21 protein-coding genes are annotated in these 19,949 nt (G+C 66.1%); 3 read left to right on the top strand and 18 right to left on the bottom strand.

From position 1 onward, the window contains the following. Window positions 1–36: 36 nt before the first annotated feature. From AAFG13_RS34160 to AAFG13_RS34140, 5 genes are all read right to left on the bottom strand, one after another. Window positions 37–1,071 (bottom strand): oligopeptide/dipeptide ABC transporter ATP-binding protein, encoded by a 1,035-nt coding sequence (locus tag AAFG13_RS34160; protein WP_342709503.1) that lies wholly within the window; start codon window positions 1,069–1,071, stop codon window positions 37–39. After that, on the bottom strand, window positions 1,068–2,072 hold the full coding sequence (locus AAFG13_RS34155) for an ABC transporter ATP-binding protein (RefSeq protein ID WP_342709502.1): 1,005 nt from the start codon (window positions 2,070–2,072) through the stop codon (window positions 1,068–1,070). Before AAFG13_RS34155 ends, AAFG13_RS34160 begins: the two co-directional genes overlap by 4 nt. 2 nt (window positions 2,073–2,074) lie before the next feature. Next, window positions 2,075–2,968: an ABC transporter permease gene (locus AAFG13_RS34150; protein WP_342709501.1), complete on the bottom strand. Its 894-nt coding sequence runs from the start codon at window positions 2,966–2,968 to the stop codon at window positions 2,075–2,077. After that, complete coding sequence (locus AAFG13_RS34145) at window positions 2,965–3,915, bottom strand: ABC transporter permease (RefSeq protein WP_212319376.1); 951 nt, start codon at window positions 3,913–3,915, stop codon at window positions 2,965–2,967. The genes AAFG13_RS34150 and AAFG13_RS34145 overlap by 4 nt, the downstream gene beginning before the upstream one ends. Before the next feature lie 76 nt (window positions 3,916–3,991). Next, a complete protein-coding gene (locus tag AAFG13_RS34140; RefSeq protein ID WP_342709500.1) occupies window positions 3,992–5,422 on the bottom strand; it encodes an amidase in 1,431 nt (476 codons plus the stop codon). Between the two features lie 122 nt (window positions 5,423–5,544). Here AAFG13_RS34140 and AAFG13_RS34135 point away from each other — a divergent pair, with 122 nt between their 5' ends. Further along, on the top strand, window positions 5,545–6,429 hold the full coding sequence (locus tag AAFG13_RS34135; protein ID WP_342709499.1) for a LysR substrate-binding domain-containing protein: 885 nt from the start codon (window positions 5,545–5,547) through the stop codon (window positions 6,427–6,429). A gap of 27 nt (window positions 6,430–6,456) precedes the next feature. Here the strand turns inward: AAFG13_RS34135 and AAFG13_RS34130 are convergent, their stop codons facing one another. The 9 genes from AAFG13_RS34130 to AAFG13_RS34090 form a co-directional block, all read right to left on the bottom strand. Next, the gene (locus AAFG13_RS34130) at window positions 6,457–7,395 is read right to left on the bottom strand and encodes a carbohydrate kinase (RefSeq protein ID WP_342709498.1); all 939 of its coding nucleotides are present in this window, start codon (window positions 7,393–7,395) and stop codon (window positions 6,457–6,459) included. A gap of 9 nt (window positions 7,396–7,404) precedes the next feature. After that, on the bottom strand, window positions 7,405–9,057 hold the full coding sequence (locus tag AAFG13_RS34125; RefSeq protein ID WP_342709497.1) for an FGGY-family carbohydrate kinase: 1,653 nt from the start codon (window positions 9,055–9,057) through the stop codon (window positions 7,405–7,407). 27 nt (window positions 9,058–9,084) lie between these two features. Continuing rightward, complete coding sequence (locus tag AAFG13_RS34120; RefSeq protein WP_212319366.1) at window positions 9,085–9,858, bottom strand: SDR family oxidoreductase; 774 nt, start codon at window positions 9,856–9,858, stop codon at window positions 9,085–9,087. Window positions 9,859–9,869: 11 nt separating this feature from the next. After that, on the bottom strand, window positions 9,870–10,877 hold the full coding sequence (locus tag AAFG13_RS34115) for an ABC transporter ATP-binding protein (protein ID WP_212319364.1): 1,008 nt from the start codon (window positions 10,875–10,877) through the stop codon (window positions 9,870–9,872). Window positions 10,878–10,893: 16 nt separating this feature from the next. Further along, window positions 10,894–11,724, bottom strand: a complete 831-nt coding sequence (locus tag AAFG13_RS34110) for a carbohydrate ABC transporter permease (RefSeq protein ID WP_092116645.1) — start codon at window positions 11,722–11,724, stop codon at window positions 10,894–10,896. Window positions 11,725–11,728: 4 nt separating this feature from the next. Beyond that, window positions 11,729–12,601 carry a sugar ABC transporter permease gene (locus AAFG13_RS34105; RefSeq protein ID WP_171947724.1) on the bottom strand — a complete coding sequence of 291 codons (873 nt, stop codon included), beginning with the start codon at window positions 12,599–12,601 and terminating at the stop codon, window positions 11,729–11,731. Window positions 12,602–12,736: 135 nt separating this feature from the next. After that, complete coding sequence (locus AAFG13_RS34100; RefSeq protein WP_212319362.1) at window positions 12,737–14,050, bottom strand: sugar ABC transporter substrate-binding protein; 1,314 nt, start codon at window positions 14,048–14,050, stop codon at window positions 12,737–12,739. A 396-nt stretch (window positions 14,051–14,446) separates the two neighbouring features. Further along, complete coding sequence (locus AAFG13_RS34095; RefSeq protein WP_342709496.1) at window positions 14,447–15,400, bottom strand: sugar-binding transcriptional regulator; 954 nt, start codon at window positions 15,398–15,400, stop codon at window positions 14,447–14,449. Window positions 15,401–15,409: 9 nt separating this feature from the next. After that, the gene (locus tag AAFG13_RS34090; RefSeq protein WP_342709495.1) at window positions 15,410–16,075 is read right to left on the bottom strand and encodes an HAD family hydrolase; all 666 of its coding nucleotides are present in this window, start codon (window positions 16,073–16,075) and stop codon (window positions 15,410–15,412) included. A 115-nt stretch (window positions 16,076–16,190) separates the two neighbouring features. Between AAFG13_RS34090 and ybaL the strand changes: the two genes are divergently transcribed. Then, window positions 16,191–17,924 carry a YbaL family putative K(+) efflux transporter gene (ybaL, locus tag AAFG13_RS34085; protein ID WP_342709494.1) on the top strand — a complete coding sequence of 578 codons (1,734 nt, stop codon included), beginning with the start codon at window positions 16,191–16,193 and terminating at the stop codon, window positions 17,922–17,924. A 39-nt stretch (window positions 17,925–17,963) separates the two neighbouring features. Continuing rightward, on the top strand, window positions 17,964–18,197 hold the full coding sequence (locus tag AAFG13_RS34080; protein WP_212319354.1) for a hypothetical protein: 234 nt from the start codon (window positions 17,964–17,966) through the stop codon (window positions 18,195–18,197). A 5-nt stretch (window positions 18,198–18,202) separates the two neighbouring features. Here AAFG13_RS34080 and AAFG13_RS34075 read toward each other — a convergent pair whose 3' ends face one another. The 4 genes from AAFG13_RS34075 to AAFG13_RS34060 all read right to left on the bottom strand — a co-directional run bounded on the left by AAFG13_RS34075 (window position 18,203) and on the right by AAFG13_RS34060 (window position 19,948). Then, window positions 18,203–18,427: a hypothetical protein gene (locus AAFG13_RS34075; protein WP_021081495.1), complete on the bottom strand. Its 225-nt coding sequence runs from the start codon at window positions 18,425–18,427 to the stop codon at window positions 18,203–18,205. A 40-nt stretch (window positions 18,428–18,467) separates the two neighbouring features. Next, entirely contained in the window at window positions 18,468–18,743 is a 276-nt protein-coding gene (locus AAFG13_RS34070; RefSeq protein ID WP_092116655.1) for a chaperone modulator CbpM, read from the bottom strand. Continuing rightward, on the bottom strand, window positions 18,740–19,642 hold the full coding sequence (locus tag AAFG13_RS34065; protein ID WP_212319352.1) for a J domain-containing protein: 903 nt from the start codon (window positions 19,640–19,642) through the stop codon (window positions 18,740–18,742). Before AAFG13_RS34065 ends, AAFG13_RS34070 begins: the two co-directional genes overlap by 4 nt. Window positions 19,643–19,765: 123 nt before the next feature. Further along, on the bottom strand, window positions 19,766–19,948 hold the full coding sequence (locus tag AAFG13_RS34060) for a hypothetical protein (protein ID WP_092116659.1): 183 nt from the start codon (window positions 19,946–19,948) through the stop codon (window positions 19,766–19,768). Window position 19,949: the final 1 nt, after the last annotated feature.

Here is a 19,949-nt window from a genome sequence, read left to right as displayed (position 1 = left end):
CTATTTCATCAGCCTGGGCTGGTCCCGCACAATAGACTAACCGGCCTCCGCGACCACTGGCGGCAACGTCATCACGGATTCGGCGTAATGGCAGGCAGCCAGATGGGCGTCTCCCACGCTGCGTAGCGCAGGCGCGGTCTCGCGACAATGCTGGTCGGCGAGCGGGCAGCGCGGCGCGTAGGGACAGCCGGTCACAGCGGACGCCTGCGAGCCGATCGCCTGCGCGCCGCGGCGGCGCCGGACGCCACCTGCCCGGGCGCGCGGAACCGCATCCAGCAGCGCGCGCGTGTAAGGATGTGCGCTGTGGGCGAACAGATCGGCAGGCCGGCCCTGCTCGACGATCCGCCCGAGATACATCACCGCGATCTCGTCGCAGAGCAGATCGACCACCGCGAGGTCATGGCTGATTAGGATGTAGCTCAGGCCGAACTCGTCCTGCAGGTCCTGCATCAGATTGAGCACCTGCGCCTGCACCGAGACATCGAGCGCCGAGACCGGCTCGTCGGCAACGATCAGCTTCGGCTGGGTGATCAGCGCCCGCGCGATCGCGATGCGCTGGCGCTGACCGCCCGAGAATTCGTGCGGGAACTTGTCCATGTCGGCATCGCGCAATCCGACCTGCCGCAGTGCCGTGGCGACGCGCTCGCGCAGGCTGCCGCGATCGATCCGCCCGAGCGCAGTCAGCGGCTCGGCCACGATCCGCGCGATGGTCTGCCGCGGATCGAGCGAGCCATAGGGATCCTGGAACACCATCTGGAAATCGCGGCGCGCGTGGCGCAGTTCGTCCGGCGGCATCCGGTTGAGGTCGCGGCCCATCATGACGACTTGCCCCGACGACGGCCGCTCCAGCGCCATCACCAGCCGCGCAAAGGTCGATTTGCCCGACCCGGACTCACCGACGACGCCGAGGCTCTTGCCCGGCATGACCCGCACCGTGACGCCATTGAGCGCATGCACCTGCGCTGCGGGCTTGAACAGGCTTTCACGCGGCAGGGTGTAGCGCTGCGCGAGGTCCGTCACCTCGAGCAACGGCGTCACGGGCGCGGGCTGGGGCTGATCGCGCACCGTCATGTGCCGACGCCTCCGGCGGTCATCGAGACGTCGGTCCTGATGCAGCGCACGCCATGCGCCGCGCCGACATCGACCACGGCCGGCAGCGCCGCGCGGCAACGCGCCTCGGCGATCGCGCAACGATCGGCGAAGGTGCATCCCGCGGGCAGGTCAGCCAGCTCCGGCACGGTGCCGGCGATGGTGGTGAGCCGCGTCCCCTTGCGCGCGCCGAGCCGTGGGCGGGCGCGGAACAGGCCCTGCGTATAGGGATGGCCCATCCGCGTGAACACGGCATCGGTGGCGCCGCTTTCGACGACGGTGCCGCCATACATCACCATCATGCGCTCGACATTCTCAGCGATCACGCCGAGATCGTGCGAGATCAGGATCATCGACATGCCGCGCTCCGCGACGAGATCGGCGATCAGATCGAGGATCTGGCCCTGGATCGTGACGTCGAGCGCGGTCGTCGGCTCATCGGCGATCAACACGTCGGGCTGGCAGGCGAGCGCCATCGCGATCGTGATGCGCTGGCGTTGGCCGCCGGAAAACTGGTGCGGATAGGCATCGACCCGCTTCGCTGCATCGGGCAGCCCGACGCGATCGAGCAAGCCAATGGCTTCCAGCCGCGCCTCTGTTGCCGAGACACCGGTATGACGCCGCAGCGGCTCGGCGACCTGGTGCCCGATCGTGTGCATCGGATTGAGCGCGGTCATTGGTTCCTGGAAGATCATGCTGATGCGGTTGCCGCGCAGCTTGCAATAAGCCGTGTCAGGCAGGCCGACGAGCTCTGCGCCTTCGAGCCGGATGCTGCCGCTGATCACAGCGCTGTCGGGCAGCAGCCCCATCAGGGCCAGTGCCGTGACCGACTTGCCGCAACCGGATTCGCCAACCAGGCCTAGCGTCTCGCCGCGGCGAAGCGCGAAGCTGACGCCGCGGACGGCCTGCGCCGGGCCGCGGCTGGTGTTGAGCCGGACACCCAGGTCCTTCACCTCGATCAGCGGCACGCCTACCTCACGCATGCTCAACGCTCCCGCGCCAGACGGGGATCAAGCAGATCGCGCAACCCGTCACCGAGCAGGTTGAGCCCGAGCACCGCGATCGCGATCGCAACACCGGGATAGACCGCGAGCATCGGCGACTGGAACAGCAGGGTCTGCGCATCGTTGAGCATGCGGCCCCAGGACGGCTGCGGCGGCTGGGTGCCGAGCCCGAGATAGGACAGCGCGGCCTCGGCGAGGATCGCGAACGCGAACTGGATCGTCGCCTGCACGATCAGGATCGACAGGATGTTCGGCAGCACATGCTCGATGGTAATGCGGACCGAGCCCTTTCCCGCGGCGCGCGCGGCCAGCACGAATTCGCGGGCCCAGATCGCATTGGCCGAGCCGCGGGTGACGCGGACGAAGGTCGGGATCTGGAAGATGCCGATCGCGGTGATCGAGGTCACCATGCCGGGGCCCGCGACCGCGGCCAGCATGATGGCCGATAGCACCGCCGGGAAAGCGAAGGTGAAGTCGCTCATCCGCATGATGAGCTCCTCGGTCCAGCCCTTGCGTGCCGCCGCGATCAGGCCGAGGCCAACACCGAAAGTCAGGCCGATGCCGACGGCGATGACGCCGACCATGATGGTGGAGCGCGCGCCGACCAGCAGCAGTGAGACGATATCGCGGCCGAGCACGTCGGTGCCGAGCCAGTGCGCCGCCGACGGCGCGTGCAGCTTCGAGGCGACGTCGATGTCGTAGGCCGACCACGGCGTCCAGACCAGCGACAGCAGCGCCGCGCCGAGCACGAGCAGGCTGAGCACCGCACCAAGCACGAAGCTGCGATGGCGCAGCGCGCGGCGCCAGAAGCCGGTCGCCGGCCGCGCGCCCGGTGCGATCGCCGCTGTGGCGGATGCGGTCAGCGGCGCGCTCACAGGTTGGCGACCTTGATGCGCGGATCGATGAAGGCATAAAGCACATCGACCACGAAATTGACTGTCACGACCATCGCGGCGAGCAGCATCACGCAGTTGCGCACCACGATCAGGTCGCGGTTGGCGATCGACTGGAAGATCAGCCGGCCGAGGCCGGGCAGATAGAACACGTTCTCGATCACGATGGTGCCGGCCAGCAGATTGGCGAATTGCAGGCCCATGACAGTCATGACCGGGATCATGGCGTTGCGCAGCACATGGCGCCACAAGACCTCGCGCTTGCCGAGCCCCTTGGCGCGGGCGGTGCGGACGAAATCCTCGCGCAGCACCTCCAGCACCGCCGAGCGGGTGACGCGGGCCAGGATCGCGGCCTGCACCACGGCGAGCGAGATCGCGGGCAGCAGCAGCGAGCGGATCCCGAGCCAGATGCCGTCATCCCAGCCGGCAAATCCGCCGGCGGACAGCAATTGCAGCTTCACCGAGAACAGCAGGATCAAGAGGATCGCGAACCAGAAATTCGGCAGCGCGATGCCGATCTGGGTCAGCGACATCACGCCGACGTCGCCGATCTTGTTGTGGTTGGCCGCGGTGTAGATGCCGGCGGACAGCGCCAGCACCACCGTGATCAGCATCGACATGATCGCGAGCGGGATGGTCAGCACCAGCCGCTCCGCGATCAGGCCGGCCACCGGCGTGCCATAGACATAGCTGTTGCCGAGATCGCCGACCGCCATGCCCTTGATCCAGAGCAAATAGCGAACCGTGAGCGGCTGGTCGAGCCCGAGCTTGACGGTGAGCGCGCGCACCGCATCGGGCGAGGCGTCGGCGCCCATCAGCATCTGTGCGGCATTGCCCGGCAACGCGTCGAGCACCAGGAAAATGATCAGCGAGGCCGCGAACAGCGTCGCCACCAAGGTCAGGATCCGCCGCAGGAAGAATACGCTCATGCCCGCCCGAAGGGTAAGGAACAGGCCGCAGGTTTCAACATGTTCGCGAACGAATGCAAGCCCTTCGCCGCGTCATTCATGACTTCAGCGCCGGCCAGCGGCCGAGCAGATCGCTCGCCTCTTCGAACAGCGCCGCAACGCGCAGCAGGTCCGCGTCGGCCCGGAAGCGGCCGACCAGATGCAGGCCGATCGGCAGGCCGTCGCGGCCGAAGCCGGAGGGAATGCTGACCGCGGGATGCCCGGTCATGTTGAACAGCATGGTCCAGGGAAACCAGTGCGGCCGCACGCTGTCGAAGCTCTGGCCATCGATGTCGATGGTGCCGAACAGATCCTGATCGATCGGCAGCGCCGTGCGGGTCAGGGTCGGCATCGCCAGCAGGTCGCCGCGCGCAAGCAGCGACTGCACGCGGCGGAACAGCGCAGTGCGGTCGAACATCGCCTGCTGGTATTCGACGCCGCTGACCTTTGCGGCGAGCGCGAGCTGCTTCAGGAAGGTGGGGCTGAGGTCATCGGGATGATCGGCCGCGAGCTTCTCGAAGCGGGTGCGCCAGACCGTGTGATTGATGGCTCGCCAGATCGGCTCGATGTCGAATCCTTCACCGGAGAATTCCTCGAGTTCAGCACCGAGGCTGGCCAGCCGGTCGAGGCTCGCCTTGAAGTCCGCGGCGACGTCCGATGTCACCGGGCGGCCCGGCGGCGACAGGCAGTACAGCACCCGCCTGCCCCGGAGATCGCCGCGCGGCGCCGCGCGATCGAGATAGTCAGGCACCGGCACGCCAATCGACCAGGGATCAGACGGATCCTCGCCGGCCATCGCCTGCATCATCAACGCGGTGTCGGCGACGGTGCGGGTGGTTGGCGTGACATAGGTCTGGTTGCCGAAGGCGTCCTGCACCTGGCTGTGCGGGATCACGCCGTTGCTCTGCTTGATCCCGACCACGCCGTTGCAGGCCGCCGGAATCCGGGTCGAGCCGCCGCCATCGGTCGCAACCGCCAGCGGCGCGATGCCGCTTGCGACCGCCACCGCCGCGCCGCCGCTGGAACCGCCGCTGGAGCGATCGGCGCTCCACGCATTGCGGGTGCGGCCGAACAGCGGCGAGTCGGTCAGGCACTTGCTGCCGAACTCCGGCGTCGTGGTCTTGCCGATCAATATTCCGCCCTGCGCACGGAGCCGGGCTACCGCCACGGCGTCATGATCGGGCACATTGTTCCGGTACGGCACCGCACCGAAGGTCGTGCGCACGCCCTTGGTGCTGACGATGTCTTTCACGGTGAAGGGGATACCGTGGAGCAGGCCGAGCGGCTCGCCGGCCATGATCTGGCGTTCCGCGGCCTTCGCCTGCGCCATCGCCTCGTCGGCGCACAGCGTGATGAAGCAGTTCAATTCGGGTTGCAGCCGCTCGGCGCGGGCCAGCACCGCAGCCGTCACCTCAACGGGAGATATTTCCCTGGCGCCGATGCGCGCGCGCAATTCGATCGCCGGGAGCAAACACGGATCTCCGCTCATCCCCAAACACGCTCCAAAAGCCGGCCAGCACGTTCGACCGCGTTGACAGGCAGAATGCCCCCCATGTTAACTCGGCGTCCAATACGAATTTAAAGGCCAACTCATACATTTTCGGTATGCCTATGGATTTGCGTCGGCTTCGTTACTTCGTGGCCGTGGCTGAGGAGCGCAGCGTTGGCAAGGCTGCCGAGCGGCTGCGGATGGCCCAGCCGCCGCTGTCGGTGCAGATCCGCAAGCTCGAGGCCGAGCTCGGCACGCCGCTGTTCCGTCGCGGCACGCGCGGCATGGATTTGACCGAGGCCGGTCTCGCGCTGCTGTCGCGGGCGAGCGAGGCGCTGGCGCTGGCCGAGGAAGGCGTCGAGGCGGCGCGCGCGATCGCCTCCGGACAGCGCGGACGGCTCTCGGTCGGCTACATGTTCGTGCTGGCGAGCGCGGTGCTGCCGCGCCTGGTGCCAGAGCTGCGCCGCTCGCTGCCCGGCGTCGATCTCGATTTCGTGGAGCTTTCCGCATCGACCCGCGAGACGCTGCTGCTCGACCGCGCCGTCAGCGTGGCTCTGTGCATGCCAGCAATCCATCACCCGGAAATCCAGGTCGCCCAGATCGGCACGCAGCCGCTGATGCTGGCGATGCGGGCCCGCTCGCCGCTCGCCCGCCTCCCTGCGGTACCGGTCAGCAGATTGCAGGGACGTCCGCTCATCGCCCTGCCGCGGCCGGAGGAGCCCACCTCGTCGGCGGTATCGGCGATGCTGCGCCGGCATCAGGTCGTGATGCCGATCGTCAGCCGGGTGGAGACCGTGCACTCGGCGCTCAGCCTTGTGCTCGCCGGCGAAGGGCTCGCGATCCTGCCGGCCTGCGCCAAGCTCGGCGCGCCACCCGGCATCGCGTTCCGGCGCTTTGTCGACATCGCCGACACGATCGAGATCGCGGCTTGTTGGCGGCGCGATTCCTCCAGCCCGTTGATCCCAAATTTCCTCAAGAGCGCCGAGAAGGTCGTTGCGCGGCTGTGACGCGAGGTCTTTTCTGCTGTGGAGCAGCTACCAGGTGTCCGCGGGCAACTCCCGGCTCCGCGGCGGATCAGCGCCGGCGCGCGTGCAGGTGAAGGCGGCGCATTTGCAGGCAAAGGACAGCGCGCGCGTGAGCTCGGCCGCGCTGATCTCGCGCAGACGTTGTCGCGCGATCCGATCCAGCCGATGCAATGCGGCGAGCAGCGCGGCCTGAAAACTGTCGCCGGCGCCGATTGTATCCACGACCTTTACGGCCGGCGATGCGACCTCGATCGGTCCGGCCTCGCGATGCCAGGCACAGGCGCCATCATTGCCGCGCGTAATGACGACGAGCGACGCCCCGCCGGACAGCAGCGCCTCGGCCCGCGCAGCATAGGCCTGATCGCCGAACAGATAGGCGAAGTCGACGTCGGACATTTTTACAATGTCGGCCTTGCCGCAGAATGCCAGCATGCGGGCGCGATAGGCGTCCTTGTCCTTGACGAGGTTCGGCCGGCAGTTCGGATCGAGTGAGATCGTCGCGTTCGTCCGCGCATCTTCGATAAAGGCCAGCGTCTCGGCTGCGCCCTTGTCATGGACCAGCGTGGTCGAGCCGGTATGAAGGCACGTGACGCCGTCAAGCGCGATCGCCTCACGCCGATAGGTCCAGTTCCGCGATGCGGTGTCGGCGTCATAGAACGCGTATTGCGTCTCGGTGCCGGTCACGCGGGCAAAGGCGAGCGTGGCCTGGCGATCGCTGCGCGTCGCGCGGCTGAGATCGACGCCGGAATCCGTGGCATGATCGGCGATCATCCTGCCGAACGTGTCGGTAGAGATGCCACCGACAAAGCCGGTGGGAACATCGAGCCGGGCGGCGCCGATCGCGATGTTGAGACAGGAGCCGCCAACGGCGGGCGTCAGGGCCTCGCGTCCATCCGCCGTCCGCGACGGCAGGAAATCGATCAAGGCATCTCCGCAACTCAGCAGCATGCAAACACCTCAACCCGGCGCCGCACCGGGCGCCCGCTTCATCGCCTCGCGGCTGTCGCGATCAAGCTGACGCAGCATCTTGTGCACGCCGCGCTTCTTGCGATGGAAATCGGCAAGCTCGGGCCTGGTCGGCTCGCTCAACCGCCCGAGCGCCGACATGCCGGCCATCGCCGCATTGATCGAGTTGTGCGCACCGCTGGCGACCGCACCCAGCATCGCGGCGCCGAGCAGAACCGGTTCCTGGGTCTGCGGCAACGCCACCGTGTAACCGGTGGTGTCGGCCATGATCTGGCGCACCAGGGGGCTGCGGCTGGCGCCGCCGCCGATCACGATGGTCTTGCCGCTGACGCCGTGGGCCTGCAGCGCCTCGATGACGTCGGCGAGGCCATAGGCCAGCCCGCACAGGCCGGCGATGAACAGCCGCTCCAGCGCCGACACATCGGTGTCGAGATCGAGCCCCGCGATCACGGCGCGCGAGCCGGGATCGGCGTAAGGCGACCGGTTGCCGAGAAATTCCGGCAGAACGTGAACGTTGCGCGCGAGGAGCGCGGCCGCGCCGGCATTGCCGCTGCGCGCCAGGATGCGCTTTTCGAGGTACTCGATGACATCGACGCCGTCGTGCTTCGCGGCAAGTAAAACCTCGGCATGCGCCGGATGCGATTTGAGCAGATGATCGATCGCGGCACCCGCCGCGGATTGACCGCCCTCGTTCAGCCAGAAGCCCGGCACCATGCCTTCGAAATAGGGGCCCCAGACGCCGGGCACGAAGCAAGGATCGACGGTCGTCGCCATGATGCAAGCCGACGTCCCCATGATGTAGGCCAATCGCTGGCAGACATCGACGTCGGCGCCGGAGCCATCACGGCCGCCGATCGCGCCGACGCCGCCGGCATGGGCATCGATCAGCGAGGCGCCGACCGCGGTTCCCGGCACCAGGCCGAGATCGCGCGCGGCATCTTCCGACAAACCCCGGCCGAGCGGCGAGCCCGGCGGCACGATCTCGGTGCCGATCCGGGCGAAGCGATCCGCTGCGAGCGCCTCGAGCCCGACCCGCTTCAGGAACGATTCGCTCCAGCCGCCCTCACCCGCCACATAGGTCCATTTGCAAGTGACCGTGCAGGTCGAGCGCGCCAGCGAGCCGGAGGCGCGGAACGAGAGATAGTCGGCGAGATCGAAGAAATGCCCGGCGGCCTCGAAGGTCGCGGGCAGATGCCGCTTCAGCCAGAGGATCTTCGGGATCTCCATCTCCGGCGAGATGGCGCCGCCGACATAGCGCAGCACGCGATCGCCGGTCGCGTTGACGAATTCGGTCTCATCCATCGCGCGGTGGTCCATCCAGACCACGACGTTGCGCGCGGAGTCGCCGGACGGGCTGACGGTGAGCGGCCGGCCTGCTCTGTCGAGCACGACCAGCGAGCAGGTCGCATCGAAACCGATGCCCTTGACCTGCTCGGCGGCGACCGCGGCCTCCCGCATCGCGTGACGCACGGACGTCACGCAGGCCGCCCAGATGTCATCGGACGATTGCTCGACGATATCGCCCGGCTCGTGCCAGACCCGGATCGGATGCCGGGCCGAACCCAGTAGCTCGCCGGCCTCGTCGAATACCCCCGCCCGGGCGCTGGTGCTCCCGACGTCCACCCCGATATAGGCTTGCCGCATGGCCGCTCCGTTATTTCCGGCGCAAGCTTACCAGCAAGTGTAGCCGCCATCGACCAGAACGATGCTTCCGGTCATCAGGCTCGCCGCCTCGGAGGCCAGGAACAACACCACCGAGGCGATCTCGTCGACCTGCCCCATCCGCGCCATCGGGGTTCCGCCGATCCAGGCGTCGTACATTCGCGGGCTGTTCTTCACAAAGGCGTTCAGCGGGGTCTCGATATAGGTCGGCGCCACGGCGTTGACGCGAACCCCGCGCGCGCCCCATTCGGCGGCGAGCGATTTGGTCAGATGATGCACCGCGGCCTTGGATGCATTGTAGAAGCACTGCTCCTGCGGCTTGTTGACGATGAAGCCGGACATCGAGCCGACATTGACGATGGTGCCGGACTTCGCCTTCAGCATGTGATTGCCGAACGCGCGGCAGCACCAGAAGGTGCCGTTCAGATTGACATCGATGACGTTGAGCCAGTGCTCGTCGGTCACCGTCTCGGCCGGGGTCTCGCTGCGCGCGATGCCGGCATTGTTGACGAGGATATCGACCTTGCCGTACTTGCGGACCAGCTCGTCGGCGACCGCGGAGACGCGCCCGGAATCCGTCACGTCCATCAGCGCGATATCGGCGTCGAAACCCTTGGCCTTCAGCGCCGCCTGCGCGTCATTGGCCGCCTTGGCGTCGCGGTCGCCGATGACGACCTTGGCGCCGGCCTCCGCCAGTGCCTCGGCGCAGGCGAGCCCGATGCCCTGACCGGCGCCGGTGATGATGGCGGTCTTGCCGCCGAGCCTGAATTTCTCGAGATACATTTTCTTCTTCCTTACGCGTGGATCGACTTTCCGCTGTCGTCGAAACGATGGATGCGCGCCGGATCCGGGATCAGCGACACCTTGTCGCCGGGATGCAGGTCGAGCTCGCCGACATAGCGCGCGGTCAGCATCCCGAGCGGTCCGGCATCGACGTAGAGAAAGGTGTCGCTGCCGAGATGCTCGGCGACCGCCACCGTCCCCTGCCAGCCGCCCTGCCCGTCGCGCTCGACCTTCAAATGCTCGGGCCGCACCCCGATGGTGGTCGCGCCCTGCTGCTTGGCGAGTTCGCCGGTGACGAAATTCATCTTCGGCGAGCCGATGAAGCCTGCAACGAACAGGTTGTTAGGCTTCTCATAGAGCTCGAGCGGCGAGCCATATTGCTCGATCTTGCCGCCGTTCAGCACCACGATCTTGTCGGCCATGGTCATGGCCTCGACCTGGTCGTGGGTGACGTAGATCGCCGTGGTGCCGAGCTGCTTCTGCAATCGCGTCACCTCGAGCCGCATCTGCACCCGCAGCGCGGCGTCGAGATTCGACAGCGGCTCGTCGAACAGGAACGCCTTCGGCTCGCGCACGATGGCGCGCCCGATCGCGACGCGCTGGCGCTGGCCGCCGGAGAGCTCGCGCGGCTTGCGCTCGAGATAGGGCGTCAGGTTGAGGGTGGCCGCGGCGGCCTCGACCTTGCGGTTGATCTCGTCCTTGGCGACCCCGGCCATTTTCAGGCCGAACGCAATGTTGCCGCGCACGCTCATATGCGGATAGAGCGCGTAGGACTGGAACACCATCGACAGCCCGCGCTTGGCCGGCGGCACATCGACCACGTTGCGTCCGTCGATCAGGATGGCGCCGCCGGTTACATCCTCGAGCCCGGCGATCAGCCGCAGCAGCGTGGTCTTGCCGCAACCCGACGGACCGACGAAGACGACGAAGGAGCCGTCCGTGATCTCGAGGTCGGCGCCCTTGATGATGTGGACCGGCCCGAATGATTTTTGCACACCCTGCAGCGTAATCTGACCCATGGCGAAAGCCTTTCTGCTACTTGACCGCGCCGAAGGTCAGGCCGCGGACGAGCTGCCGCTGACTGAACCAGCCGAGCACGAGAATGGGCGCGATCGCGAGCGTCGACGCCGCCGACAATTTTGCCCAGAACAATCCTTCCGGGCTGGAATAGGATGCGATGAACACGGTGAGCGGCGCGGCCTCGAGGGTCGACAAATTGAGGGTCCAGAACGCCTCATTCCACGCCAGGATCAGATTGAGCAGCAAGGTCGAGGCGAGCCCCGGCACGGCCATCGGGGTCAGCACATAGATCAGCTCGCGCCCGATCGTGGCGCCGTCCATCCGCGCCGCCTCGAGGATGTCCTTCGGGATCTCCTTGAAATAGGTGAACAGCATCCAGATCACGATCGGCAGATTGCCGAGGCACAGGATGAAGATCAGGCCGCTTCGGGTATCGAGCAGGCCGAACGTTCGGTAGATCAGGTAGATCGGCACCAGCACGCCGACCGGCGGCATCATCTTGGTGGACAGCATCCAGAGCAGCACATCCTTGGTCCGCTTGGTCGGCGAGAACGCCATCGACCATGCGGCCGGAATTGCGATCAGCATCGCGATCAGCGTCGAGCCGCCGGCGATGATGATCGAGTTGAGCGCGTGGTGCAGGTAGTCGCTGCGCTCCTGCACCGTGACGTAGTTCTCCGTCGTCCAGTGGAAGAACAGGAACGACGGCGGGATGGCGAAGGCCTCAAGCTCGGTCTTGAAGCTCGCCAGCACCATCCAGAGGATCGGGAAGAAGATCAGGAAGCCGACCAGCCAGGCCGCCGCCGTCGAGATCACCTTGTTCCGTGTCGTGACCATCCGCGCCATGACGTTACGCCTCCAGATTCCGGCCGACGATGCGAACGAGGAAGAACGCCACGATGTTGGCGAGGACCACCGCGACCAGGCCGCCTGCCGAGGCGCTGCCGACGTCGTACTGGATCAGCGCCTGCGAATAGATCAGGAAGGCGATGTTGGTGGTCTGCAGGCCGGGGCCGCCGCCGGTGGTGACGAAGATCTCGGCAAACACCGTGAGCAGGAAGATGGTCTCGATCAGGATCACCACCGTGATCGGGCGCGCCAGATGCGGCAGCGTGATGTAGATGAAAGTCGAGATCGCACTCGCGCCGTCCATCTCGGCCGCTTCCTTCTGCTCCTCGTCGAGCGATTGCAGCGCGGTCAAGAGGATCAGGGTCGCGAACGGCAGCCACTGCCAGGAGACGATCAGGATCACCGAGAACAGCGGCGCATCGTTGAACCAGTCGATCGCCGGCAGCCCGAACAGATGCGCGATCCAGGCGAACAGGCCCGACACCGGATGCATCAACAGGTTCTTCCAGACCAGCGCGCTCACCGTCGGCATCACGAAGAACGGCGCGATCACCATCAGCCGGACGATCGAGAGCCCGACCACCTGCTGGTCGAGCAACAGCGCCAGTGGCACGCCGAGGATGATCGTGATCGCGAGCACCGAGCCGACCAGCACCAGGGTGTTCTGCAACGAGGCGAGGAAAGCCGGATCGGTCAGGAAGTAGCGGAAGTTCTCCAGCCCGACGAAGGATTCGGAGCCGGGATCGAGCAGGTTGTAGTGCAGGGTCGCGAAGTAGATCGTGAGCGCCAGCGGCACGATCATCCAGATGAACAGCAGCGCCACGGCGGGCGTGAGCAACGTGCGTGCGAGCAGTTGGGTCTGCTGGGTCGCCATCCCCGCCTCCTTCTCTCGAAAGGAGCGACCATCCCGCTGCGGGACAGGATGGTCGCAAGTAGCCCAGCTCGGGAGGTTTGAGCTAGGTCGGGCGGCCAAGGCGCGTGCTGCGCCCTGGCTTTGTCTGGGCGTGGCTTATTTGATGTAGCCCGCGCGCTTCATCTCGCGCTCGGTCACGGACTGCGCAGCGGTGAGCGCCGCATCGACGGTGGTCGAGCCGGACAGCGCGGCCGAGAACTGCTGGCCGACCTGGGTGCCGATGCCCTGGAATTCAGGGATCGCCGCATACTGCACGCCCACGTATGGCACCGGCTTCACCGTCGGCTTGTTCGGATCGGCGGCGTCGATCGAGGCCAGGGTCAGCTTGGCGAAGGGCGCGACCTTCAGATAATCGGGGTTCTTGTACAGCGAGGTGCGCGTGCCGGGCGGCACGTTGGACCAGCCTTCCTTCGACGCGACGAGCTTGGTGTAATCCTTGCTGGTCGCCCAGGCGATGAACTTCTCGGCCGCATCGACCTTCTTCGAGCCGGCGGGGATCGCGAGGCTCCATGCCCACAGCCAGTTGGCGTTCTTGCCGAGCCCGGTGTTCGGGGCCAGCGCGAAGCCGACCTTGTCGGCAACCTTGGAATCCTTCGGGTTGGTCACCATGGACGCCGCCACCGTGGCATCGATCCACATCGCGCATTTGCCGGCGCTGAACAGCGCGAGGTTCTCGTTGAAGCCGTTGGATGAGGCGCCGGGAGGTCCGGCCTGCTTCATCAGGTCGACATAAGTCGTGAGCGTCTTCTTCCATTCCGGCGAATTGAACTGCGGCTCCCACTTCTCGTCGAACCAACGCGCGCCGAACGAGTTGGACATCGCGGTCAGGAACGCCATGTTCTCGCCCCAGCCGGCCTTGCCGCGCAGGCAGATGCCGTAGACGCCGCCCGACTTGTCGGTCAGCTTCTTGGCCGCATCGACCACGAAGTCCCAGGTCGGGCTTTCCGGCATCTTCAAGCCGGCCTTGTCGAACAGGTCGGTGCGGTACATCACCATCGAGCTCTCGCCGTAGAACGGTGCGGCGTAGAGCTTGCCGTCGACCGAGACCGCATCCTTGATCTTCGGCAGCAGGTCGTTGACGTCGTAGTCAGCGCCGAGCTTGTCGAGCGGCACCAGCCAGCTCTTCTTGGCCCAGATCGGCACCTCGTAGGTGCCGATGGTGAGCACGTCGAACTGGCCGCCTTTGGTGGCGATGTCGGTGGTCACGCGCTGGCGCAGCACGTTCTCCTCGAGCGTCACCCATTTCACGGTGATGTCGGGATTCTTCGCGGTGAATTCGCTGGTGAGCCCCTGCATGCGGATCATGTCGCTGTTGTTGACGGTCGCCACCGTCAGCGTGGTCTGGGCGATCGAGGGGGCAGAGATCAAAAGAGCAGCCGCGCCCGCAACGGCGCAAAGGACGTTTTTCAAGGTGACCTCCCTTATGTCACGTTGAGCATATGCCCACGTGTTGAGCGTATGTTCATCCCGTCGTTAAAATTTGTCAAGCACGCGACTACGCCGTCCCGCGCGATTGCGGGTTCCACTGCAGCCTGGGATGGAGGTTTGTGCGGAGGTGAAGGGAGGCGACAGCGCCTGGGAATGCGGCTCGCATCGCGACGGCAACGGGACGGCGCTCCCTCGCCCCGTTCTTACGGGGAGAGGGCTGGGGTGAGGGGCTCTCTCCGCGCATACGAAATCAAAGGAATGCGCGGAGACTCCCCCTCACCCGGAACGCATCTGACGATGCGTTCCGGCCTCTCCCCGCGCGCGGGGCGAGGCGAAGCGTAGCGCGTGGTTCGTTCAAATGAACTGATGCAGCGCGCTCTAGCGATCCAGCACCGCGCGCGCCGTGGCCTCATCCGTGATGAGGCCGTTGATCACCCGGCCCGCCAGCGCAGCCTTGATCGACGGCACCTTGGCGGCGCCGACGGCCGCCGCGATCGTGGTCGACACCGCAGGGATCTGCGGCGGAATGCTGGTCAGGCGCTTGTTGGTGCCGCCCTTGATCAGGCGGCCCTTGGCGTCATAGGCCCAGCCGGTCACCTCGCCGATCGCGCCGAGCCGCATCATCTCCAGCAATTCTTCGCGGGTGACGAAGCCGTCGACATGGACCTGGGCCTTCTGGTCCATCTGGCCGATGCCGATCAGGCGCAGATCGGCCTTGGCGGCGACCGCCCTCACCCGCGCGATCGGATCGATGCGGATCATGCGGTTGCGCTCGTCCTCGCTCGACATCAGGAACGGCAGCGGCATCGGGTAATGGCGTGCACCGGTGCGGTCGGCGAGCCGTCCGACCGTGTCGTAGAAGCTCGCCGAGCCGTCGGCGGAGATGTTGCCGACCAGCGAGACGATCTGATGATCGGGCCGCTCGATCGGCGAGACCCGCTCGACCGCGGCGCGCACCGCGCGGCCGGTGCCGAGCGCCACGATGACCGGCGTCTCCGAGCGCAGCGTCAGCTCCAGCAGATTGGCGCTGCGCTCCGCAATCCCGGCATTCGACAGCGGCGCCGCCGGATCCGATGGCACGACGTCGCAATGCACCAGATCGAACCGCTCCTTCAGCCGGGACGCGAGCTCCATGCAGGCCGCAATGGGGTGCTCGAGACGAAACGTGATCAGCCGTTCGGCAAGGCACAGCGACACCAGGCGCTGCGCCGAGGCGCGCGACACCTGCAGCATTTTTGCAATCTCGTCCTGGGTGTGGCCCGCGATGAAATACAGCCAGCCGGCGCGCGCCGCATCGTCAAGGCGAGACTTTTCGTTGTCGGGCGCAGCCATGATCGTACGTCAGCCTTCGTTCCAGAAATCGGTCATCGCGGCGAAGATTCGATCCGCCCCGGCCTGCTTCAGCAGAGCACTGCCGTCCGTCAACCGATAGTGGGCGCCGCCGACAAATCCCCACACTTTCATGCCAGCGGCCTTTGCCGCCGTCACCCCGCTGACGCTGTCCTCGATGACAAGCGTGCGGCGCGGCTCGGCTCCCATTTTGCCGGCGGCAAACAGGAATAGATCCGGCGCCGGCTTGCCACGCTCGACCATCTGCGCGGTGTAGAGCCGCTGTCCGAAGCTCGCCGCAAGACCGGTCAGCTCCAGCGAGAACCTCACGCGGTCAAGATCGCTCGATGAGGCGACGCAATACGGCAGGTGCAATTCCGCGAGCACGGCGGCGATGCCCGCAATCGGCTTGAGCCGCGAGCGGAAGGTCTCGCGCACCTGGTGCGCCAATTCGGCTAGGAAGGTCGCAGGCAACGGCTTGCCCACGCCCCGGCAATAATCGATCAGGGCCGTGGTGCTGCGCCCGAGGAAGAGTTCGAGCGCCCGCTCGGTGCTCATCTCGATGCCGGCCTTCGCCATCGCCCCGGCGAGGCAGCGGCAGCTCAACTCCTCGCTGTCGACGAGCACGCCGTCGCAGTCGAAGATGACCAGATCGGTCTTGGGCAGCCGCGGATCCATCTCGGCATGAGATCATATGCTCACGCCATGAGCAATAGATCACCATTCCGCGCGCGGAATGCCGCGCCTCAAATGGTCGCGGTGCACCGTCAACCATGCTGTGCGACAAGGCGAAATGCCGCATGACACACCTCTGATCGCGACCATCGTCGCGGGCCTCGGACTCGCCTTCGTCTTCGGAACCATCGCCCAGCGCTTTCGGGTTCCGCCACTGGTCGGTTATCTGCTCGCGGGTGTCGCCGTCGGTCCGTTCACGCCCGGCTTCGTCGCCGATCAGGCGCTGGCAACCGAGCTCGCGGAGCTCGGTATCATTCTCCTGATGTTCGGCGTCGGCCTGCATTTCTCGCTGAACGACCTGCTGTCGGTGCGCGCGATCGCGGTGCCCGGCGCCATTGCGCAGATTGCGGTCGCCACACTCTTGGGCCTCGGCCTCGCGCTGGTGATGGGCTGGACCGTCGGTGCCGGGCTGGTGTTCGGGCTCGCGCTGTCGGTCGCAAGTACCGTCGTGCTGTTGCGCGCATTGCAGGAGCGCCGCCTGATGGACACCGAACGCGGCAAGATCGCGGTCGGCTGGCTGATCGTCGAGGACCTCGCCATGGTGCTCGCGCTGGTGCTGTTCCCGGCGGTCGCGAGCTTCCAGGGCGGCGACGGCGCGGCCCTCACCTCCGACCCGCTCGCCACCCGCTTCGGGCTTGGGCTGACCGGCGTGCTGGTGCTGACGCTGGTCAAGATCGCCGTGTTCATCGCGCTGATGCTGGTGGTCGGACGCCGGCTGATCCCATGGGCCCTGCACTACATCGCGCATACCGGTTCGCGCGAGCTGTTCCGGCTGGCCGTGCTTGCGATCGCGCTCTGCATCGCGTTCGGCGCGACCAAGCTGTTCGGGGTGTCGCTCGCGCTCGGCGCCTTTTTTGCCGGGATGATGCTGCGGGAATCGCCGCTGAGCCAGCGCGCCGCCCAGGAGACCCTGCCGCTGCGCGACGCATTCGCGGTGCTGTTCTTCGTCTCGGTCGGCATGCTGTTCGATCCGCTCAGCGTGGTGCGCGAACCCTGGCCGTTTCTCGCGACATTGTTCGTGATCGTGGTCGGCAAGTCGCTCGCCGCGCTCGTGATCGTTCTGCTGTTCCGTCACCCGATGGCGACCGCCCTGATGATCTCGGCGAGCCTTGCCCAGATCGGCGAATTCTCCTTCATCCTGGCCGAGCTCGGCGTTGCGCTCAATCTGCTGCCGAAGGCCGGCCGCGACCTGATCCTGGCCGGCGCGATCTTCTCGATCATGCTCAACCCGCTGGTGTTCGCGGTGGTCGACTGGCTGACCTCGCGGCTCGAGAAGCCGCAGGCTTCCTCGCCAACCGTTGCAACCGCTGAACCGATCCCGATCACCGACTTGCAGGATCACACCATCCTGGTCGGCTACGGCCGGGTCGGCAGCATCGTTGGCGATGCGCTGCATCAGCGCAACGCGCCGTTCCTCGCGGTCGAGGCATCCGACGACATGGTCGCAAAGCTCAGGCAGCGCGGCATCCAAGCCCTGATGGGCAACGCCGCGCGCGCCAGCGTGCTGCGCGCAACCAATCCGGCCGGCGCCCGATCGCTGGTGATCGCCATTCCCGAGGCGTTCGAGGCCGGACAGATCGTCGAGCAGGCGCGCGCGGCGAATGCCGCCATCCAGATCATCGCGCGGGCGCATTCCGACGCCGAGGTCGATCATCTGAAGGGCCTCGGGGCCGACATCGTGATCATGGGCGAGCGCGAGATTGCCCGCGGCATGATCGAGGAGCTCGACCGCAAACACTCTGGTGCGGTTACGCAAAATGCTGCGAGCGCAAGGGAAGATTCCGCAGCCTAAGGTAACGGCGCCCGCTGCGCGACGAAAGGAGATCAAGACATGGCGTTCAAGAGCCCGCACGTTTCGCTGGTGTCGTTCTCGATCGAGCTCGGCGCCGAGGCCACCACCAATGTGATGCAGATCGAGACCGATTTGCATCTGAACACCCGTCATCCGAGCTATGACGCCGCGGCGATCGAGCGTCTCGTGCGCGACGCGCAGGCCTATCTTGCCGGCAATGCCGACCAGATCACGCAAATCCGGCTGGTCTCCAACCGCAGCGGCCAGACCTGACGAAATCAACCGCCGAGGAATGCCGGCGCCAGATCTTCCTGCACGATGATGTTGGCGGCTTCCGTCGTCAGCTCGCTGCCGACAAGGTCGAGATTTTTCGCGGCCTCGAACAACATCGCGCGGACGTCGTCCGGCGTCAGCACGCCCTTTGCGATCAGCTTACGCACCAGCGCCTGCAAAATCAGAACGTCGATCTCGCCATGAGCCAGCGGCGTCGGCTTGTCCGTCATGATGGTCTCCCGGGACCGAGGTTCGCCGTAAGCGAGGCGGCTAGCGCGGCGATGACGCGATATCCTTGTGCAACTCTTCGAACGCCCGGCGCAGGCCGTGCAGTTGGTCGACCAGATGGAGGATGACGTCGATCCCCTCGTCGTTGACGCCGAAATCACCTTTCAGATCCCGGATCAGATGCGCGCGCGCCAGGTCGGTGTCGGAAAAGCTGATCTCGTGCGTCGTCTCGTCCGGAACGAGCCATTGCTGCTCGATCCAGAACTCCAGGGTCTGCACCTCCAGACCCGCATCGATCAGGAACTGCTGCTTGTTCATGATGCACCATCATCGCGTGGATTGAATCCCTTGCGATCCCAGTTCGACACGAACGCCTCGAGCGCGGGATCGGGTCCCTTGGGCAGGACCACCTTGAGTTTGACGAACTCATCGCCATGACCACCGCCGGCCCGGGGCGCGCCCTTTCCGCGCAACCGCAGCGTCGTGCCGGTGTTCGAGCCTTTCGGAACCGTCATAGTCACGGCGCCGGTCGGCGTCGGAACGTTGACCTTGCCGCCGAGCACCGCCTCTGACAGCGAGATCGGCAATTCCAGCGAAATGTCATCGCCCTCGCGGGTGAAGCGCGGATCGGGCCTGATCTCCACTTCGATCAGCGCGTCGCCGGGGCCGCCCTTGCCGGTGCCGGGCATGCCCTTGCCGCGCAGACGAATGACCTGACCGTCGATCAGTCCCGGTGGGATCGTCACATCGAGCGTGCCGCCATCGGGAAGCGCCAGGCGCTTGCTCGCGCCGGCGATCGATTCTGCGAAATCGATCACAAGGCTGTAGTGCAGGTCGCGGCCGCGCCGGTTGGCACGCGCCTGCTCGGTGCGGCGTAGCAGCTCGGCGAACGCGTCGTCCTGGTCCATGTAATCGGCGTAACCGGAACTGTCGGCGTAGGAATGCCCCCCATCCGCGGTGGCGAAATCCCGGTAGTAGCGATGCTGCGGCCGCTCGGTGCCATCAGCGTCGATCTCGCCGGCGTCGAAGCGCTTGCGCTTGTCGGCATCTGAGAGCAGATCGTTCGCCGCAGCTACTTCCTTGAATTTTTCTTCAGCCGCCTTGTCACCCGGATTGAGATCCGGATGCAGCTTCTTCGCCAGCTTTCGATAGGCCTTCTGGATATCGGCCGAGGACGCCGTCGGGGCAACGCCAAGAACCTCGTACGGATTTCTCACAACCTGCTCCGCAACACCGTGAGTGCACCTGCAATCATGAGGGCGCAAAAGCAGCCGATTTGCAAGTGCGCTCGCACATCGCCCGGCAATGGGCGACGCAGCATGCGCTCAGATCGCGGCCCGCTACGAGGTATGTCCGGGATCGAGATAGTTCGGCATGTTCTTTTTCTGCTGCGGCGTCATCCTGGCGGGATCCGGCTTGCCCGGCACACCCCGCGGGCCAAGCAGGGCTCGCTGCATATCGTCCTCGCTCAGGCGTGGCTTGCCGTCGTCAAGCTGTCCGCTGCCACCGTGACTCTGTGCCATG

Origin of the sequence: Bradyrhizobium sp. B124, from assembly GCF_038967635.1 — a bacterium.
Classification (GTDB): Bacteria; Pseudomonadota; Alphaproteobacteria; order Rhizobiales; family Xanthobacteraceae; genus Bradyrhizobium.
Note: the sequence above shows the minus strand (reverse complement) of the source record. Positions and strands in the feature narration are given on the sequence as shown.

Excerpts from the sequence above, each read along its gene's own strand:
- AAFG13_RS34160 (WP_342709503.1), bottom strand. The coding sequence starts at position 1,071 with ATGACGGTGCGCGATCAGCCCCAGCCCGCGCCCGTGACGCCGTTGCTC.
- AAFG13_RS34155 (WP_342709502.1), bottom strand. The coding sequence starts at position 2,072 with ATGCGTGAGGTAGGCGTGCCGCTGATCGAGGTGAAGGACCTGGGTGTC.
- AAFG13_RS34145 (WP_212319376.1), bottom strand. The coding sequence starts at position 3,915 with ATGAGCGTATTCTTCCTGCGGCGGATCCTGACCTTGGTGGCGACGCTG.
- AAFG13_RS34140 (WP_342709500.1), bottom strand. The coding sequence starts at position 5,422 with ATGAGCGGAGATCCGTGTTTGCTCCCGGCGATCGAATTGCGCGCGCGC.
- AAFG13_RS34135 (WP_342709499.1), top strand. The coding sequence starts at position 5,545 with ATGGATTTGCGTCGGCTTCGTTACTTCGTGGCCGTGGCTGAGGAGCGC.
- AAFG13_RS34130 (WP_342709498.1), bottom strand. The coding sequence starts at position 7,395 with ATGCTGCTGAGTTGCGGAGATGCCTTGATCGATTTCCTGCCGTCGCGG.
- AAFG13_RS34125 (WP_342709497.1), bottom strand. The coding sequence starts at position 9,057 with ATGCGGCAAGCCTATATCGGGGTGGACGTCGGGAGCACCAGCGCCCGG.
- AAFG13_RS34120 (WP_212319366.1), bottom strand. The coding sequence starts at position 9,858 with ATGTATCTCGAGAAATTCAGGCTCGGCGGCAAGACCGCCATCATCACC.
- AAFG13_RS34115 (WP_212319364.1), bottom strand. The coding sequence starts at position 10,877 with ATGGGTCAGATTACGCTGCAGGGTGTGCAAAAATCATTCGGGCCGGTC.
- AAFG13_RS34110 (WP_092116645.1), bottom strand. The coding sequence starts at position 11,724 with ATGGCGCGGATGGTCACGACACGGAACAAGGTGATCTCGACGGCGGCG.
- AAFG13_RS34105 (WP_171947724.1), bottom strand. The coding sequence starts at position 12,601 with ATGGCGACCCAGCAGACCCAACTGCTCGCACGCACGTTGCTCACGCCC.
- AAFG13_RS34095 (WP_342709496.1), bottom strand. The coding sequence starts at position 15,400 with ATGGCTGCGCCCGACAACGAAAAGTCTCGCCTTGACGATGCGGCGCGC.
- AAFG13_RS34090 (WP_342709495.1), bottom strand. The coding sequence starts at position 16,075 with ATGGATCCGCGGCTGCCCAAGACCGATCTGGTCATCTTCGACTGCGAC.
- ybaL (WP_342709494.1), top strand. The coding sequence starts at position 16,191 with ATGCCGCATGACACACCTCTGATCGCGACCATCGTCGCGGGCCTCGGA.
- AAFG13_RS34080 (WP_212319354.1), top strand. The coding sequence starts at position 17,964 with ATGGCGTTCAAGAGCCCGCACGTTTCGCTGGTGTCGTTCTCGATCGAG.
- AAFG13_RS34075 (WP_021081495.1), bottom strand. The coding sequence starts at position 18,427 with ATGACGGACAAGCCGACGCCGCTGGCTCATGGCGAGATCGACGTTCTG.
- AAFG13_RS34070 (WP_092116655.1), bottom strand. The coding sequence starts at position 18,743 with ATGAACAAGCAGCAGTTCCTGATCGATGCGGGTCTGGAGGTGCAGACC.
- AAFG13_RS34060 (WP_092116659.1), bottom strand. The coding sequence starts at position 19,948 with ATGGCACAGAGTCACGGTGGCAGCGGACAGCTTGACGACGGCAAGCCA.